The 15128-nt window shown below is 43.2% G+C and carries 17 protein-coding genes and 1 pseudogene; 15 read left to right on the top strand and 3 right to left on the bottom strand.

Annotated features, from left to right (window positions below):
• Positions 1–115: 115 nt before the first annotated feature.
• The 7 genes and pseudogenes from D8877_RS06080 to D8877_RS06050 all read left to right on the top strand — a co-directional run bounded on the left by D8877_RS06080 (position 116) and on the right by D8877_RS06050 (position 5537).
• Entirely contained in the window at positions 116–553 is a 438-nt protein-coding gene (locus D8877_RS06080; RefSeq protein WP_125352725.1) for a MarR family winged helix-turn-helix transcriptional regulator, read from the top strand.
• A 3-nt stretch (positions 554–556) separates the two neighbouring features.
• Positions 557–1321 (top strand): annotated as a pseudogene (locus D8877_RS06075) (nuclear transport factor 2 family protein).
• 14 nt (positions 1322–1335) lie between these two features.
• Positions 1336–2064: an ABC transporter ATP-binding protein gene (locus D8877_RS06070; protein WP_125352724.1), complete on the top strand. Its 729-nt coding sequence runs from the start codon at positions 1336–1338 to the stop codon at positions 2062–2064.
• Entirely contained in the window at positions 2057–3577 is a 1521-nt protein-coding gene (locus D8877_RS06065) for an ABC transporter permease/substrate-binding protein (RefSeq protein ID WP_125352722.1), read from the top strand. Before D8877_RS06070 ends, D8877_RS06065 begins: the two co-directional genes overlap by 8 nt.
• A 151-nt stretch (positions 3578–3728) precedes the next feature.
• On the top strand, positions 3729–4046 hold the full coding sequence (locus D8877_RS06060; RefSeq protein ID WP_125352720.1) for a TfoX/Sxy family protein: 318 nt from the start codon (positions 3729–3731) through the stop codon (positions 4044–4046).
• 91 nt (positions 4047–4137) lie between these two features.
• On the top strand, positions 4138–4803 hold the full coding sequence (locus D8877_RS06055; protein WP_002906740.1) for a SatD family protein: 666 nt from the start codon (positions 4138–4140) through the stop codon (positions 4801–4803).
• Positions 4800–5537 carry a DUF3307 domain-containing protein gene (locus D8877_RS06050; RefSeq protein WP_002906739.1) on the top strand — a complete coding sequence of 246 codons (738 nt, stop codon included), beginning with the start codon at positions 4800–4802 and terminating at the stop codon, positions 5535–5537. The genes D8877_RS06055 and D8877_RS06050 overlap by 4 nt, the downstream gene beginning before the upstream one ends.
• Before the next feature lie 63 nt (positions 5538–5600).
• Here the strand turns inward: D8877_RS06050 and D8877_RS06045 are convergent, their stop codons facing one another.
• Entirely contained in the window at positions 5601–6362 is a 762-nt protein-coding gene (locus D8877_RS06045) for a DNA/RNA non-specific endonuclease (RefSeq protein WP_002895710.1), read from the bottom strand.
• 193 nt (positions 6363–6555) lie between these two features.
• On the opposite strand from D8877_RS06045, the gene D8877_RS06040 reads away from it, so the two are divergent.
• From D8877_RS06040 to D8877_RS06010, 7 genes are all read left to right on the top strand, one after another.
• Positions 6556–7137, top strand: coding sequence for a GrpB family protein (locus tag D8877_RS06040; RefSeq protein ID WP_125352718.1), 582 nt, complete (start codon positions 6556–6558; stop codon positions 7135–7137).
• Positions 7134–7748, top strand: a complete 615-nt coding sequence (locus D8877_RS06035; RefSeq protein WP_125352716.1) for a class I SAM-dependent methyltransferase — start codon at positions 7134–7136, stop codon at positions 7746–7748. Before D8877_RS06040 ends, D8877_RS06035 begins: the two co-directional genes overlap by 4 nt.
• Before the next feature lie 11 nt (positions 7749–7759).
• Positions 7760–8383 (top strand): Type 1 glutamine amidotransferase-like domain-containing protein, encoded by a 624-nt coding sequence (locus tag D8877_RS06030; protein WP_125352714.1) that lies wholly within the window; start codon positions 7760–7762, stop codon positions 8381–8383.
• A 104-nt stretch (positions 8384–8487) separates the two neighbouring features.
• A complete protein-coding gene (locus D8877_RS06025; RefSeq protein ID WP_125352712.1) occupies positions 8488–9321 on the top strand; it encodes an alpha/beta fold hydrolase in 834 nt (277 codons plus the stop codon).
• A 29-nt stretch (positions 9322–9350) separates the two neighbouring features.
• Positions 9351–9848 carry a free L-methionine (R)-S-oxide reductase MsrC gene (gene msrC / locus D8877_RS06020; protein ID WP_125352710.1) on the top strand — a complete coding sequence of 166 codons (498 nt, stop codon included), beginning with the start codon at positions 9351–9353 and terminating at the stop codon, positions 9846–9848.
• The gene (gene dnaX, locus D8877_RS06015; protein ID WP_125352708.1) at positions 9848–11518 is read left to right on the top strand and encodes a DNA polymerase III subunit gamma/tau; all 1671 of its coding nucleotides are present in this window, start codon (positions 9848–9850) and stop codon (positions 11516–11518) included. The genes msrC and dnaX overlap by 1 nt, the downstream gene beginning before the upstream one ends.
• Positions 11519–11556: 38 nt before the next feature.
• Entirely contained in the window at positions 11557–11748 is a 192-nt protein-coding gene (locus tag D8877_RS06010; RefSeq protein WP_002895701.1) for a DUF3272 domain-containing protein, read from the top strand.
• Between the two features lie 53 nt (positions 11749–11801).
• Here D8877_RS06010 and birA read toward each other — a convergent pair whose 3' ends face one another.
• Together birA and D8877_RS06000 are read right to left on the bottom strand one after the other, a co-directional pair.
• On the bottom strand, positions 11802–12737 hold the full coding sequence (birA, locus tag D8877_RS06005) for a bifunctional biotin--[acetyl-CoA-carboxylase] ligase/biotin operon repressor BirA (RefSeq protein WP_125352706.1): 936 nt from the start codon (positions 12735–12737) through the stop codon (positions 11802–11804).
• A gap of 16 nt (positions 12738–12753) precedes the next feature.
• Complete coding sequence (locus tag D8877_RS06000; protein ID WP_125352704.1) at positions 12754–13755, bottom strand: LacI family DNA-binding transcriptional regulator; 1002 nt, start codon at positions 13753–13755, stop codon at positions 12754–12756.
• Between the two features lie 194 nt (positions 13756–13949).
• Here D8877_RS06000 and D8877_RS05995 point away from each other — a divergent pair, with 194 nt between their 5' ends.
• Entirely contained in the window at positions 13950–15128 is a 1179-nt protein-coding gene (locus tag D8877_RS05995; RefSeq protein ID WP_125352702.1) for a galactokinase, read from the top strand.

Genomic DNA, 15128 nt, shown 5'->3' with positions numbered 1-15128 from the left:
TTTTCTATACCTATTTTTAAGTTGTATCAAAATAGAACAAAATTCTTGCCAGATGAAACAACAAGTGTTACAATTAATGAAAACAATTCGATATAGAAATAAATTGGGAGGAAGTATGAAAGATAGTCATTTAGTAGCTTATCATATTCGTTTGTTGAATGGGCGGATTTTTCAAAAGTTACTGAATCAGGATCCTGAAGCCCTTTATCGAAGTGAACAAGGCAAGATTCTCACAGTCTTATGGAATAGTGAGACGGGCTGCGCTACGGCGACAGACATTGCGCTCGCAACAGGACTTGCTAACAATACACTGACAACTATGCTGAAAAAGTTGGAAGAGCAGGGCTTGGTGACCTTTAGTCAGTGTGGTTTAGACAAGCGAAAAAAATATGTTAAATTGACGGATCAGGGGTGGTCTCAGAAAGAAGTTGGCCATCGTGTCAGTCAAAAATTGGATGCTATTTTTTATAAAGGTTTCTCAGAGGAAGAAATTCGTCAGTTTGAAAGTTACCAGGAACGTATCTTAGCAAATTTAAAAGAAAAAGAGGCATAAATCATGTCAAAACAAGTTGAAAATGCACAAAATTTATACATTCATGCCATTCAAGATGGGCGCGTTGCCGAGGCTCAAGCTCAGTCTGTTGGGGATACCTACATTCAACACTCGACAGGTGTGCCAGATGGGAAAGAAGGGTTTGCGGCTTTCTTTGCAAATTTCTTTGAGCGTCATCCCGAGCGTGAGATGAAGATTGTTCGCACCATTGAAGACGGCAATCTAGTCTTCGTCCATGTTCACCAATATCTCAATGGCGGGGAAGCTCAATGGGTGACGACGGATACTTTCCGTGCGGATGAGAATGGCCGTATCGTGGAGCATTGGGATGTGATTGACTACTATCGTGCTCCAGAAAATGGACAGTTAGATCAGATCTTTGGGGATTTTGAAATCACGGATTTGGATAAGACAGTAGCAAATAAAAAAACCGTTCGTCGTTTCCTGACAGAAATTTTCCAAAACAAGGAACTCGATCAATGGAATGATTATGTGGCAGAAGATTTGATTCAGCATAATCATGAGATTGGCCAAGGAAGTCAGGCTTATAAAAACTATGTTGCAGAGCATGGGATTACTTTTGACTTTGTTTTCCAGCTTTTGGGACAAGGAAATTAGGTGGTTAGCTATGGGCAGAATCAGATAGATGGGGTGGCTTATGCCCAGTATGACATCTTCTGTTTGGAGAATGGATTGATTGTAGAGCATTGGGACAATAAAGAAGTCATGCCTAAGGTAGAAGACTTGACGAATCGTGGGAAGTTTTAAAGTGAGGAGAAAGAATGATTGAATATAAAAATGTAGCGCTACGCTATACAGAAAAGGATGTCTTGAGAGATGTCAACTTACAGATTGAGGATGGAGAGTTCATGGTTTTAGTAGGTCCTTCTGGGTCCGGTAAGACAACCATGCTCAAGATGATCAACCGTCTTTTAGAGCCAACAGATGGCAATATCTATATGGATGGCAAGCGCATCAAAGACTATGATGAGCGTGAGTTACGCCTTTCTACAGGCTATGTCTTACAGGCGATTGCCCTCTTCCCAAACCTAACTGTGGCTGAAAATATTGCTCTCATTCCTGAGATGAAAGGATGGAGCAAGGCAGAGATTCAGCAGAAGACCGATGAATTGCTGAAGCTAGTAGGCTTGCCTGCTGAAGACTATGCTCAGCGTATGCCGAGTGAGCTGTCTGGTGGTGAGCAGCAGCGGGTGGGCATTGTCCGTGCCATTATCGCTCAACCCAAAATCCTGCTGATGGACGAGCCTTTTTCAGCTCTTGATGCCATCTCGCGTAAGCAATTGCAGAGCTTGACCAAGAGTATCCACGACCAGTTTGGGATGACAACAATCTTTGTGACCCATGACACGGATGAGGCCTTGAAATTGGGGAATCGGATTGCTGTTCTGCAGGACGGGGAGATTCGTCAAGTGGCGACACCTGAGGAAATCTTATCTGCACCTGCGACCAGCTTCGTAGCAGATTTATTTGGAGGTGTTCAACATGGCTAATTTGTTTTCTACCTTTCAGGAGCGCTTTGGCGAATGGTTAGCAGCCATAGGACAACACCTCCAGCTGTCTCTTCTGACCTTACTAGTGGCCATCTTCCTGACCATTCCGCTCGCTATTTATCTTCATAGTCACAAAAAGGCAGCTAATTGGGTGCTGCAAATTGCGGGAATCTTTCAAACCATTCCTTCAATGGCCTTGCTGGGACTCTTTATCCCCCTCATGGGGATTGGTACACTGCCGGCACTGACTGCTCTGGTGATTTACGCTATTTTCCCGATTTTAGAAAATACCGTCACGGCTTTGAATGGGATTGATCCTAGTTTAGAAGAAGCTGGAATCGCCTTTGGGATGACCAAGTGGGAACGACTCAAAAAGTTTGAACTGCCTCTAGCAATGCCCGTCATCGTTTCTGGAATTCGGACAGCAACGGTTATGATTATCGGGACAGCAACTTTAGCGGCCCTTGTCGGAGCTGGTGGACTAGGTTCCTTTATCCTTCTAGGAATTGATCGTCGCAATGCCAGTCTGATCTTGATTGGGGCAATTTCATCTGCAGTTTTGGCAATTCTTTTCAACAGTCTCCTTAAATGGATGGAAAAGGCTAAGCTTCGGACGGTATTTACAGCTTTTGCGGTCTTAATCCTCGGCCTCGGCGCGTCTTACACACCGAGTCTGCTTCCCAAGCAGGAGAAGGATCATCTGGTTATAGCTGGGAAATTAGGTCCAGAACCAGAAATTCTCATGAATATGTATAAACTTCTCATTGAGGAAAATACGGATATGACTGTGACAGTCAAGCCAAACTTTGGTAAGACAGACTTCCTTTATCAAGCTCTGAAAAAAGGCGATATTGATATCTATCCTGAGTTTACCGGTACGATTACTGGAACTCTCTTGCAGCCTGCTCCAAAGGTCAGCAATGATGCTGAAGAAGTTTTTGAAGCAGCACGTGATGGAATCAGAAAACAGGACAATCTAGTCTTGCTAAATCACATGGCTTATCAAAATACCTATGCGATTGCTGTACCTAAGAGTGTTGCTAAAGAATACAATCTTAAAACCATCTCTGACCTTAAGGCAGTCCAAGACAAGCTCAAGGCAGGGTTTACCTTAGAGTTTAACGACCGTGAAGATGGGAACAAGGGACTCCAGTCTGTCTATGGATTGAATCTCAATGTGTCAACTATGGAGCCAGCCCTTCGCTACCAAGCTATCCAATCGGGTGATATTCAAATCACGGATGCCTATTCGACTGACGCAGAACTTGCGCGTTATGATTTACAAGTTTTAGAAGACGATAAGCACCTTTTCCCTCCTTATCAAGGAGCACCTCTCATGAAAGCTGAATTGCTCGAAAAACACCCTGAATTGGAAGGTATTTTCAATAAGCTATCTGGCAAAATTACGGAAAGCCAGATGAGCCAGATGAATTATCAAGTTGGTATTGAAGGTAAAAAGGCCGAAAATATCGCGCGTGATTATCTGGTCAAGGAAGGACTTTTAAAAAAATAAGAAGTAAAAGAGTTAGACTTGTATGGTCTAGCTTTTTCTACTTACTTGAGGATAGACAGACTACGAATTGAAGGAGATGAGTTTATCTCTTAGTCAGGAAATCTTCATTCATTTTTGGTATAATAAAGTATCAATGCGTGGAGGTATTTCGATGGCATCTAGTCAAGAATATTTGGATTTTATCCTGAAGCAGCTGGAGGGCTTAGGCCAAGAAATTAGCTTTCGCAAGATGATGGGGGAATATCTGCTCTATTATCGGGGGCGCTTATTCGGTGGGATTTATGACAATCGCTTGCTGCTCAAGCCGGTCCAGCCAGCTCTGGATTTTTTTGAAAATCCGGTTTATGAGTCTCCTTATCTAGGCGCAAAGCCAATGCTTCATATAAAAGAAGTAGAAGATGCTGCCTTTCTCTGTAATTTGATTGAAGCTGCCTATCCTGACTTACCAGCACCTAAAAAGAAAAAATAGTCTTTCCTTTACAATGGATATTCTAAAAAGTTGCCGTTTAAATAGACATTTTTTAAATTTTTCTTTATAATGGACTTAAAGGAGGTTTGGTATGCTTTATATTGCTCTTATTGGAGATTTAATAGAATCCAAACAGCTGAAAAATCGCAAGCAGGCGCAGAAGGACCTGCAGGACATGATGGCAGTGCTAAATCAGGATTATCAGGATTATCTGGTGTCACCTTTCACGGTAACGACTGGAGATGAGTTTCAGGCTTTGCTGCGGCCTAATCCAGAGATCATGCAGCTCCTTGATCAGATTGCCTTGGGCTTTCCTCACCCGATTCGCTTTGGGCTTGGTCTGGGGGAGATTGTGACGGACATCAATCGAGAGCAGAGTATTGGTGCGGACGGTCCGGCCTACTGGAGGGCGCGCGCAGCCATTGAGGCTATTCATGAGAAGAACGACTACGGCAGCAGCCGTATAGCTGTATCCTTGGGAGATGAAGAGCTCAGTCAGGCGGTCAATACGGTGCTGGCAGCTACTTCATTCATCCAGAGTAAGTGGAATAACAGTCAGAGAGAAGTTCTGGAGCGGATGCTCATGGAATATATCTATGACGAGAATTTTTCTCATGGAGAAATAGCAGAGCTGTTGCAGATTAGTCCCAGTGCGCTTAGTAAGCGGCTTAAGTCGTCTGGTCTGAAGATCTATCTGAGAAATCGCCGTTTAGCTATGAGAATGATTCTACAGGCAGCAAAGGAGGCTGAAGAATGACAAATTTTATGGGATTTTCAGAATTTTTCATGCAGAATCCGATTCTTGTTTTGACTTTGCTGGCTCATGTACTAGCTGATTTTCAGCTTCAAAGTCAGAAAATGGCTGACCTAAAAAGCCGGCGGATGAATTTCTTAATTCTCCACTTGGGAATTGTTCTCTTGCCCCTGTTGCTCTTGGGGCTCATCTTACCTAATTATCTGCTATATTTCGCCTTGGTCTGGCTCAGTCATGCGCTTATTGACTTCTTGAAGAATAGGCTGAATTCATCGATTGTCCGCCATCATGCTCAAAAGTCAGCCTTTTTACTAGATCAGGTTTTGCATCTGATTAGCATTTTTGCTCTTTATTTTCTCTTAGGACAGCAGAAAATTCCAGCTCCTAATTGGCTGTCTGAGCGCTATCTCATGCTGCAGGCTCTCTTTTTCTTAGCCCTGACTGGTAAGCCGGTCAATATCCTCTTTAAACTCTTCTTCAGCAAGTATCAGGCAGGAGAAGACAGTGGGGAGACTATTGCAGGGGCTGGTGCTATGATTGGGATTTTGGAACGCTTGATTATGGGACTTTCTCTTATTTTCGGGCAGTTTACTGCCATTGGGTTAGTCTTTACGGCTAAGTCTATCGCCCGCTATAATAAGATTTCAGAAAGTCAGTCCTTTGCTGAATACTACCTGATTGGCTCGCTTTTCAGTATGATTGCAGTCTTGTTGGTTTACGGCTGTCTGTATTGGTAAAAATAAATAAAAAACAGATCATCACAGCAAGGATGGTCTGTTTTTATGTTCTTATCTGTAACTCTACTCAATCATAGTATTGACAGCAGTGCCTGTTTGGTAGTCAATCTCTGCATTTGGAGAGACATTGTCCAAGAGGACATGAGACATTCCGTCCTCGTCTATTGTTTCCTTGCCCCCTAGCTGGATGCTGACAACATTGCCTTCTGCGTCGAGCCCGACATACTGGAGCTCAATCTTGCGAGGAAGAAGCTCATTGTCCGTGTAAATCGGAGTAACCTTGTAATCCAGCCAATAATCTGGATTTTCCTCTAGCCAGCGCTCCAAGCGATGTTCATAATAGAGCATGCTATCTGGGTTATTGTCGTCCAGTCCTTGGAAACTGCCAGAGTTGAGCCAAGCTGTCATCGGAACGAGGTTTTTCCCTTCGTTATTGAGGCCGCTGAAAGTGAAGCCAATCAGGTGAGCGCGATTCATGAGCCAAGCCCGATCATCTCCATTACCGTAGTAAAATTTGTAATTGTGCCAACCGATGGGGTTGTAAGTGACCTTGGTCTCCTTTTTCTTTTTGGCTTTGTGTTGCTCCTGCATTTGTACATGAGCAGCAGTAGCCCGACCGTATTTGTCCTTTTTCCCAAGCTTTAGCTGATACTCTCCATTCAACTCCAGAGTCCCGATAGCTGTTTCATCGCTATGGTTAAGCAGCTGGACCTTAATCTGGTTCTTCTGATTGGCAGCAACATTTTCTGCAGGAAGAGCCTGTGAAAGTAACAACAAAGAGCCGGCTGACAGGACAAGCCAAGTGCCAAACCTAAACTTTTTCATAAAGAACTCCTTTTAAATAATATATCTCCGACATCATTCTACTAAAAAATAGATTGTTTGACAACTAAAACTTTTCAAAAATATTACAAAAATAAATATCTGTTCAATAAGTGAAAGGTTTGACTCGGATGTGTATTTTTCCTATAATCATAACTAGAGAAAACGCTTGTATAAATTACCTAAGGAGGTGCTTATGAGTCCATCTTTAGAGGAAATGTCACTGGAAGAGCTGTGGCAGCTTTTTCCGATTTTTTTAAGAGAGCATCAGGATGAGTGGAAAGAATGGTATGAGACGGAACGGCTTCGGCTTTTGAGTTTTTTGCCAGAACATCAGATTGTTCGTCTTAGCCATATTGGCTCAACATCGGTAGAGACCATTTGGGCCAAGCCAATAGTGGATATCTTATTGGAAATTCCCAAAGAAACAGATATGGTGGTAATGAGAGACTTGCTGCTGCAAAATGGTTATCTCCTCATGTCAGAAAGCCAAGGGCGGATGTCATTTAATAAAGGTTACACACCGAGCGGTTTTGCGGAGCGGGTTTTCCATCTGCATTTGCGCTATGAAGGCGATCATGATGAGCTATACTTTAGAGACTATCTACAGGAGCATCCTGCTGTAGCCAAGGACTATGAACAACTCAAACTGTCTTTGTGGAAACAGTATGAGCACAACCGTGATGCCTATACCGACTCCAAGACGGATTTTATCAAGAACTATACAGATGAAGCTAAAAAGCTTTATGGCGGAAGATATGAGAAGGAAAATAGATGATTTATCTAGCAATGATTGGTCTTCTGATTATTCTAGCTTTTCCTTACTTAATTTACCAATCTAAGAAACCGTCCAGCTTTGTTGGGTTATGGATGATGAAATTGTGGAATCGTGTTTATATGCCCATGGTTGTTTGGGCGGTCAGTCTGCTAGATTATAAGAAGCAATTTCATGCTATTTTGGATGTTGGAGTTGGAAATGGGGAATCCTCGAAATATTTGAAAAAACATTTTCCTAATAGTCGAGTTTTGGGGATTGATATTTCAACTACAGCCATCAAATCAGCTGAAGAATTGTCTGAGCCTGGCCTATCTTTCGAGGTGAAAAATGTTGAGAAAACAAATCTTCCTGTTGAGGAATTTGATTTGATTACAGCCTTTCAGACGCATTTTCATTGGTCGGATTTAACTCAGGCATTCACAGAACTTAAACGGATACTAAAGCAAGATGGAACCATTCTACTGGCATGTGAATGGAGCAAATTAGCTTATTACCAACAAGACTTTACAAAGCAAGAAAAACTGGAAAACTATTTGACAGATTTGGACCTGCATCTCATCGATAGTCAAAGAAAGGATCAATGGATTCTTTATAAGATTGTTAAAAAATAAGGAGGTATCTTATGAAACAATTATTTTTATGTTCATATTTTGCGGGAGTTAAGAACTTATTTAAACAATATGCATCTAAAAAGCAATTGGGCAAACATGTGCTTTTTATCCCGACGGCTGGAAATGTAGAAGAGTACAGAGGTTATATTGACGAAGCCCAGCAAACTTTTGTCGACTTGGGTTTTCAAGTAGAAATTTTAGATATTTCAGCTTGTGATAGAGAGACAGCTCAGACCAAAATTATCCAAAGCAAACTCCTCTATGTCTCTGGCGGCAATACTTTTTACCTTCTGCAAGAACTAAAGAAAAAGCAGCTTCTGTCCTTGATAAAAGAACAGATTGCGGATGGCATGGTTTATGTGGGCGAATCTGCTGGTGCTATCATCACAGCCCAAGACATTGACTACAATAAGCTCATGGACGATAAAGGAGTTGCAGCAGAACTGCACGATACAGGGGCACTAAACGAGGTGGATTTTTATGTTCTTCCTCATGTTGGCGAAGAACCTTTTGTCGAAAGTGCCCAGGCCACTCTGGATACATACAGCGACCAGCTGAATCTGCTTCCCCTCAATAATCGCCAAGCTGTGCTTGTGGAGGGTGAAGAAGTGAAGGTTTTGGAGGAGGATAAGTAAGCAGAATATATGTTCTAGTTGTCCTACTTGAGAAACTCTAATAAGAGAAATGAGTGCAATTGCGATAAACTAGATTAAACAAATTAGAATGTGAGTGTTGAACTTTGATTGAAAGAATATATGAAACACCAAGTGGAATAATTCATTATTGGACAAATGATGCTGTTAAATCATACCAAAGTGCTCTTGTCTTTTTACCTGGGCTAACTGCTGATCATAGGTTATTTGAAAAACAAATAGAATATTTTAAAGATACATATAGAGTCTTGGTTTGGGACGCACCTGGACACGCTTCATCTTATCCATTTCGTCTCGATTTTACTTTATTTGATTTAGCAACTTGGCTGGATGAAATATTTATCAAAGAGAGAATAGAAAATCCAATAGTAATTGGTCAGTCAATGGGAGGATATGTAGGACAGGTTTATGCTCAACTTTTTCCTGAGAAATTAAAAGGTCTTGTTACGATTGATTCACCTTCCCTTCAAAGGAAGTATTATACAGCTATGGAATTGTGGCTCTTAAAAAATATGGAGACAATTTATAGAATCTATCCATGGAAATTTCTTTTGAAATCAGGCCCTAAAAGCGTATCAACAACAGACTATGGAAGAAAACTGATGTATGATATGATGATGATTTATGATGGCGATCAAGAAAGGTATGCTCGTCTTGCGGGATACGGATATAAGATATTTTCAGAAGCAGTGGAGAAGAAACTTTCCTATGAAGTAAAATGTCCACAATTGGCTATATGTGGAAAAGAAGATCGTGCAGGGTCTTGTATACGATATTTGAAGGCCTATGAAAGAAATACTGGGAAGTCTGTTCAATGGATTGATGAGGCGGGGCACAATTCTAATGCTGACCAACCCGATATTGTAAATAGACTGATTGATGAATTTTTGAATAACAAAATTAAAGAAAAGCTTGGTTGAAAGACCGGCTTTTTGATATAATAGACTCTATGAATACAAAAGAAAAAATTTCAAGTTATCAACTTTTACTGGCTCAGCTGGAAGCCTTGTTAGAGGGTGAGACCAATGCTTTGGCAAATTTGTCGAACGCTAGCGCACTTCTCAATCAAGCGCTGCCTAATTCGGTTTTTACTGGTTTCTATCTTTTTGATGGTAATGAGCTAATTTTGGGGCCTTTTCAGGGCGGTGTTTCCTGTGTCCATATTGCCTTAGGCAAGGGTGTCTGTGGGGAATCCGCGGAGAAAGAGCAGACGATTATCGTGGATGATGTGACCCAGCATGCTAACTATATCTCTTGTGATAGCAGAGCGAAAAGCGAGATAGTGGTACCCATGGTAAAAGATGGTCGTCTTCTGGGAGTGCTGGATTTGGACTCGGCCTTGACGGGTGATTATGATAAGGTAGATCAGGAATATCTGGAAAAATTTGTTCAGATTTTGCTTGAAAAAACGACTTGGATTTTTGAAATGTTTGGAGAAAATGCCTAATGTATCAAGCTTTATATCGAAAGTACCGCAGTCAGACCTTTGGTCAGTTGGTGGGTCAGCAGGTGGTCGCCACTACCCTGCGGCAGGCTGTGGAGCAAGGCAAAATCAGTCATGCCTATCTCTTTTCTGGCCCGCGTGGAACAGGGAAAACCAGTGTTGCTAAGATTTTTGCCAAGGCTATGAACTGTCCTAATCAAAAGGACGGTGAGCCTTGCAATGACTGCTATATCTGCCAGGCTATTACTGAGGGGAGCCTTGAAGATGTCATCGAAATCGACGCTGCTTCTAATAATGGAGTAGATGAGATTCGTGACATTCGGGACAAGTCTACCTATGCACCCAGTCTAGCTAAGCATAAGGTCTATATCATTGACGAGGTCCACATGCTCTCGACTGGGGCCTTTAACGCCTTGCTCAAGACCTTGGAAGAACCGACAGAAAACGTAGTCTTTATCCTAGCGACGACAGAGCTGCATAAGATTCCAGCGACCATTCTTTCGCGCGTCCAGCGTTTTGAGTTTAAGTCTATCAAGACGCAGGACATTATTGGGCATATTGAGTGGATTTTGGAGCAGGAAGGCATTAATTTTGAGCAAGAAGGTGTGCAGATTATTGCTCGTCGAGCTGAGGGCGGTATGCGGGATGCCTTGTCTATCCTCGATCAGGCTCTTAGCTTAACTCAGGAAAATCGTTTGACTACAGACATTTCTGAAGAAATCACTGGCTCTATCAGCTTAGGAGCCTTGGACGCCTATGTAGCAGCCTTGATTGCTCATGATGCAGTAGCAGCCTTGGATAATCTCAATCTGATTTTTGATAGCGGTAAAAACATGGCCCGTTTCGTAACGGACCTCCTGCAATATCTGCGTGACTTGATTATTGTCAAAGCTGGCGGGGAAAATCATCATGCCAGCGAGCTCTTTCTGGAAAATCTCAAGACACCGCAGGACACTCTCTTTGCCATGATTGATATGGCGACCAAGAGTTTGGCAGATATCAAGAACAGCCTGCAGCCTAAGATTTATACAGAAATGATGACCATTCGACTGGCAGAAACCAGCAACCATCCTGTAGCGGCAGTGATTCCGGATAATCTAGCTGATGAGATCAAGGGTCTGAGACAAGAGATAGATAGTCTTAAACAGCAGCTGGCTAATGGCAATGGGAAACCTGCATCAGCTGTCAAAACTTCAGATATTCGACCGCAGAAGTCTAAGGGCTATCGAGCAGACCGCAATAAGGTCAATGCCATCCTAGAAGAGGCTGTTGAGAATCCTAGTCTGGCTCGCAGCAACCTGACCAAGCTGCAGAATGCTTGGGGCGAGATTATCGAAAGTCTGGCTGGAGCTGATAGGGCCTTGCTGGCAGGATCGCAGCCGGTGGCGGCCAACGAAAGCCACGCTATCTTAGCTTTTGAGTCTAATTTCAACGCTGAGCAGACAATGAAGCGGGACAATCTCAATACCATGTTTGGCAATATCCTCAGTAATGCAGCTGGATTTTCACCAGAGATTTTGGCCATTTCCTTAGAAGAGTGGACCAAAATTCGGGCGGATTTTTCGGCTCGCAGCCGCAATGGCAAGGCCGAGGTTGAAGAGAAGGAAGAGGAAAGCCTGATTCCAGAGGGATTTGACTTTTTAGCAGAAAAAATTACCATTCAAGAGGATTAAAAAAAGATTTTTCTAGGCTTTCGTGTTATAATAAAACTATGAATAGACGACAATTTATTGTAATGGCTGTTTTTACGGCCTTAGAAACCTATTTTTTCAATGAATCCATCATGGCGGGGCGCTATTTTATGGCTGCTTTCTGGGCAGTTTTGGTGCTGCGCAATCTGCAGATTTCCTATGTCATGGGGCGGATTGTGGATGAAATCGATAAACATTTAGGACCGAAATAATGAAAACAGGACTGAGTCTCATGACTCAGTCCTTTTGAAATTGAATTTTTTGATTACCAACTGGTTAGCGAGACTTCGCCGCTGTTGAGCCAGATTTCCTGACCATCTGTCAGCTGGACTAAGAGTTGCCCGCTGTCTGAGATGTCCTTGGCTAAACCTTGGAAGTCCATGCCTTTTTGGCTAAAGGTCACTTGTCGTCCCAGCACCAAGGAACGCTGCTTGTAGAGATAGATTAGCTCTTCTGGGTCACTTTCGTAGAAGCATTTCCAAATCTCGGCAATGAGCTCATTGCGACTAATGGCTGGTTTCTCTTCAAAGAGGGAGCCAGCTTTTTCTTTAATCTCAGCTGGAAAGTCTCTAATGAAAAAATTAAAGCCAACACCAATGATAACATCAGTGACGAGTCCTGTCTCAATAGAAGTCGTAGCCTCGGTCAGGATGCCGGAAATTTTCTTGTTTCGATAGTAAATGTCATTGACCCACTTGATATCAACCTCTATAAGGGTTAGATTTTTTACTGCCTTGTAGATAGCTCCTGCGGTCAAGATTGTATAGGAGGGGAGCTGGTCGAAGGGGAGGTTGGGCTTGAGGTGGAGAGACATGTAAAAGCCGCCCTGGCTGGGGCAGAAGAAGGCACGACCGAAACGGCCACGGCCAGCAGATTGGGCAGCGGCCAGATAAAGAGTGTTGGCCGGGCGTCCGGCCTCCATGCCAGCCTTGGCGTCCATCTGAGTGGACTGGCAGTCAGGATTAAATGAGACCTGAACAGGGGAATTTGCTTCAATCCAATCAGGAATCAGCAAGTCACCCGCTGTCAATCGATAGCCTCGGTTTTTGACGGATTCGATTTGGATTCCTTCTTTCTCCAGTTTTTGAATGGCCTTCCAAATGGAAGTTCGTGAAATGCCCAATTCTTGGGCTATTTTTTCGCCGTTGACATAGTCGTCAGCTTGGCTGAGGATGTCAAAGATTTTTTCATAGGTTTTCATAGGCGGTCTTTCTAACTTAATGGCTGCTTTCTCTTAGTGTCAGCTTGGTAGAGAGTTTGATCATGTAAGGGATGAGGCTTTCGTCAGTTTTAATCATCTGGTCCAGCATCTGCAGAGCTTGCTTGCCCATTTCCTCTGTAAAGACTGTCACAGTGCTGAGAGGCGGATAGACGTATTTGGCGATGGATGTATCATTAAAGGAAATAATCTGGACATCTTGGGGAACAGCTATTCCCGCTTCCTGAAGAGCACGGAGGGCCCCGACAGCCAGAGCATCGCTGGCTATGAAGAATGCTTTGGGCATCTGTTCGTTCTGCTGGTTGATGAGCTCTTTCATTAGTTGGTAGCCAGACTCTGAGGAGAATTTTCCTATCTTGACATAGTTCGGCTGATAGAGGCCTTTGTCACTAAGGTAACGGCAGAAGCAGGCCAAGCGCGGATCGTCAAGACTTGTCGTTCCGTCTGCGGTCTCTTCACGTCCAGCAATCATACCGATTTCTCGAATGCCCTGCTGAAGAAAATGGTGGAGAACATGAGTAACGGCATGCTCAAAGTCCGTTGTCACACAGCTGTGGCCTTGGTCGAGCGTATCGCTATCCACGAAAACCAGGGCAGGACTGTATTGCTCCAGCTCCCTGACTTGCTTGGTGCTGAATTTTCCGATGGCAATGACGCCGTCAATCTGTTCTAGCTGGCTCAGAGAGTCGTTGTTGAAAATCCGTACGATATCATAGCCCAGTTCCTGGGCTTTCTTTTCGATGCCTAAGCGGATGGAGTAGTAGTAGAGATCATCCAGCTCTTCCAGCTCGGTGTACCATTCGACGATAGCGATGCGATGGGTCTGAGGTGCAGTCTTTTTCTGCCTTTTGCTTTTTTGGTAATTGAGCTGTTCAGCGATATCGAAAATCTTCTTACGCGTCTCATCGCTGACAGACATGGACTTGTCATAGTTCAAAACCCTCGAAACAGTTGCGGGAGAAACACCAGCAGTCTGGGCGATATCTTTGATAGTAGCCATTTGATTTGATCCTTTTTAATTTACTGTCTACATAAATTATAACTCAAAAATTAGTAAATAACAAAGAAGAATTTAGTAAATATTTTGTTAAGTAAAATTTTACTAAATTTATTGAAGTTTTACTCGGAAACAGTTATAATAAAGATAAAAAAACGATTACAATATCGATTATTCGTTTTAAAGGAGTTTAGCTTATGTCAAACCTAATTTCAGAGGAGCAAGTCCGAGCAGATTTTGCCAAGGTCTTTGGAGTAGAAGCGGACCACACTTTCTTTTCACCCGGTCGGATCAATCTGATCGGTGAGCATACGGACTATAACGGCGGCCATGTTTTTCCTGCTGCGATTTCTCTAGGAACTTATGGAGCGGCTCGCAAGCGGGACGATCAGCTCTTGAGATTCTTCTCAGGGAATTTTGAAGAAAAAGGGATTATTGAAGTGTCGCTGGAAAACCTGCACTTTGAGCCTGAGCATAACTGGACCAACTATCCGAAAGGAGTTCTGCATTTTCTGCAGGAGGCAGGTCATACAATTGACCGAGGCATGGATGTCTATGTTTATGGAAATATTCCAAATGGTTCTGGCTTGTCTTCTTCTGCATCACTAGAGCTTTTGACGGGTGTCATTGCTGAGAAACTCTTTGACTTGCAGTTGGAACGTCTGGACCTAGTGAAAATCGGTAAATTAACTGAAAATGAGTTTATCGGGGTTAATTCTGGCATCATGGACCAGTTTGCTATCGGAATGGGAGCTGACCAGCGGGCTATTTACCTAGACACCAATACTCTCGAGTATGATTTGGTACCGCTTGATCTCCAGGACAATGTTGTAGTGATTATGAATACCAACAAGCGACGTGAGTTGGCTGACTCTAAGTACAATGAGCGCCGTGCTGAGTGTGAAAAAGCTGTTGAAGAACTGAACCGTAAGCTATCTATCGCAACCTTGGGTGAGTTGGATGAATGGTCCTTTGATGAGTATAGCTATCTGATAGAGGACGAAAATTGTCTCAAACGGGCTCGCCATGCTGTTTTAGAAAATCAACGGACTTTGCAAGCACGGGCAGCTTTGCAGGCAGGCGATCTTGACAAGTTTGGCCGTCTCATGAATGCGTCCCATGTTTCTTTGGAGCATGACTATGAAGTGACTGGTCTAGAGCTGGACACCTTGGTTCACACAGCCTGGGAGCAAGAAGGTGTTTTGGGGGCTCGTATGACCGGAGCAGGCTTCGGTGGCTGCGCCATTGCTTTAGTTGGTAAGGATGCGGTGGAATCTTTCAAAGAAGCAGTTGGCAAACGCTATGAGGAAGTAGTTGGATACGCTCCAAGCTTCTATATCGCTGAAGTTGCATCGGGGACACGAGTTTTAGACTAG

Source organism: Streptococcus sanguinis (genome assembly GCF_003943735.1).
Classification (GTDB): Bacteria; Bacillota; Bacilli; order Lactobacillales; family Streptococcaceae; genus Streptococcus; species Streptococcus sanguinis_E.
This window is presented reverse-complemented; position numbering and strand designations above follow the sequence as displayed.

What these genes read in the sequence shown, in the direction of transcription:
- D8877_RS06045 (WP_002895710.1), bottom strand. Translation starts at nt 6,362, where the DNA reads ATGAAAAAGTTTAGGTTTGGCACTTGGCTTGTCCTGTCAGCCGGCTCT.
- D8877_RS06035 (WP_125352716.1), top strand. Translation starts at nt 7,134, where the DNA reads ATGATTTATCTAGCAATGATTGGTCTTCTGATTATTCTAGCTTTTCCT.
- D8877_RS06040 (WP_125352718.1), top strand. Translation starts at nt 6,556, where the DNA reads ATGAGTCCATCTTTAGAGGAAATGTCACTGGAAGAGCTGTGGCAGCTT.
- D8877_RS06070 (WP_125352724.1), top strand. Translation starts at nt 1,336, where the DNA reads ATGATTGAATATAAAAATGTAGCGCTACGCTATACAGAAAAGGATGTC.
- D8877_RS06065 (WP_125352722.1), top strand. Translation starts at nt 2,057, where the DNA reads ATGGCTAATTTGTTTTCTACCTTTCAGGAGCGCTTTGGCGAATGGTTA.
- D8877_RS06055 (WP_002906740.1), top strand. Translation starts at nt 4,138, where the DNA reads ATGCTTTATATTGCTCTTATTGGAGATTTAATAGAATCCAAACAGCTG.
- birA (WP_125352706.1), bottom strand. Translation starts at nt 12,737, where the DNA reads ATGAAAACCTATGAAAAAATCTTTGACATCCTCAGCCAAGCTGACGAC.
- D8877_RS06030 (WP_125352714.1), top strand. Translation starts at nt 7,760, where the DNA reads ATGAAACAATTATTTTTATGTTCATATTTTGCGGGAGTTAAGAACTTA.
- D8877_RS05995 (WP_125352702.1), top strand. Translation starts at nt 13,950, where the DNA reads ATGTCAAACCTAATTTCAGAGGAGCAAGTCCGAGCAGATTTTGCCAAG.
- D8877_RS06060 (WP_125352720.1), top strand. Translation starts at nt 3,729, where the DNA reads ATGGCATCTAGTCAAGAATATTTGGATTTTATCCTGAAGCAGCTGGAG.
- D8877_RS06080 (WP_125352725.1), top strand. Translation starts at nt 116, where the DNA reads ATGAAAGATAGTCATTTAGTAGCTTATCATATTCGTTTGTTGAATGGG.
- D8877_RS06010 (WP_002895701.1), top strand. Translation starts at nt 11,557, where the DNA reads ATGAATAGACGACAATTTATTGTAATGGCTGTTTTTACGGCCTTAGAA.
- msrC (WP_125352710.1), top strand. Translation starts at nt 9,351, where the DNA reads ATGAATACAAAAGAAAAAATTTCAAGTTATCAACTTTTACTGGCTCAG.
- D8877_RS06000 (WP_125352704.1), bottom strand. Translation starts at nt 13,755, where the DNA reads ATGGCTACTATCAAAGATATCGCCCAGACTGCTGGTGTTTCTCCCGCA.
- dnaX (WP_125352708.1), top strand. Translation starts at nt 9,848, where the DNA reads ATGTATCAAGCTTTATATCGAAAGTACCGCAGTCAGACCTTTGGTCAG.
- D8877_RS06050 (WP_002906739.1), top strand. Translation starts at nt 4,800, where the DNA reads ATGACAAATTTTATGGGATTTTCAGAATTTTTCATGCAGAATCCGATT.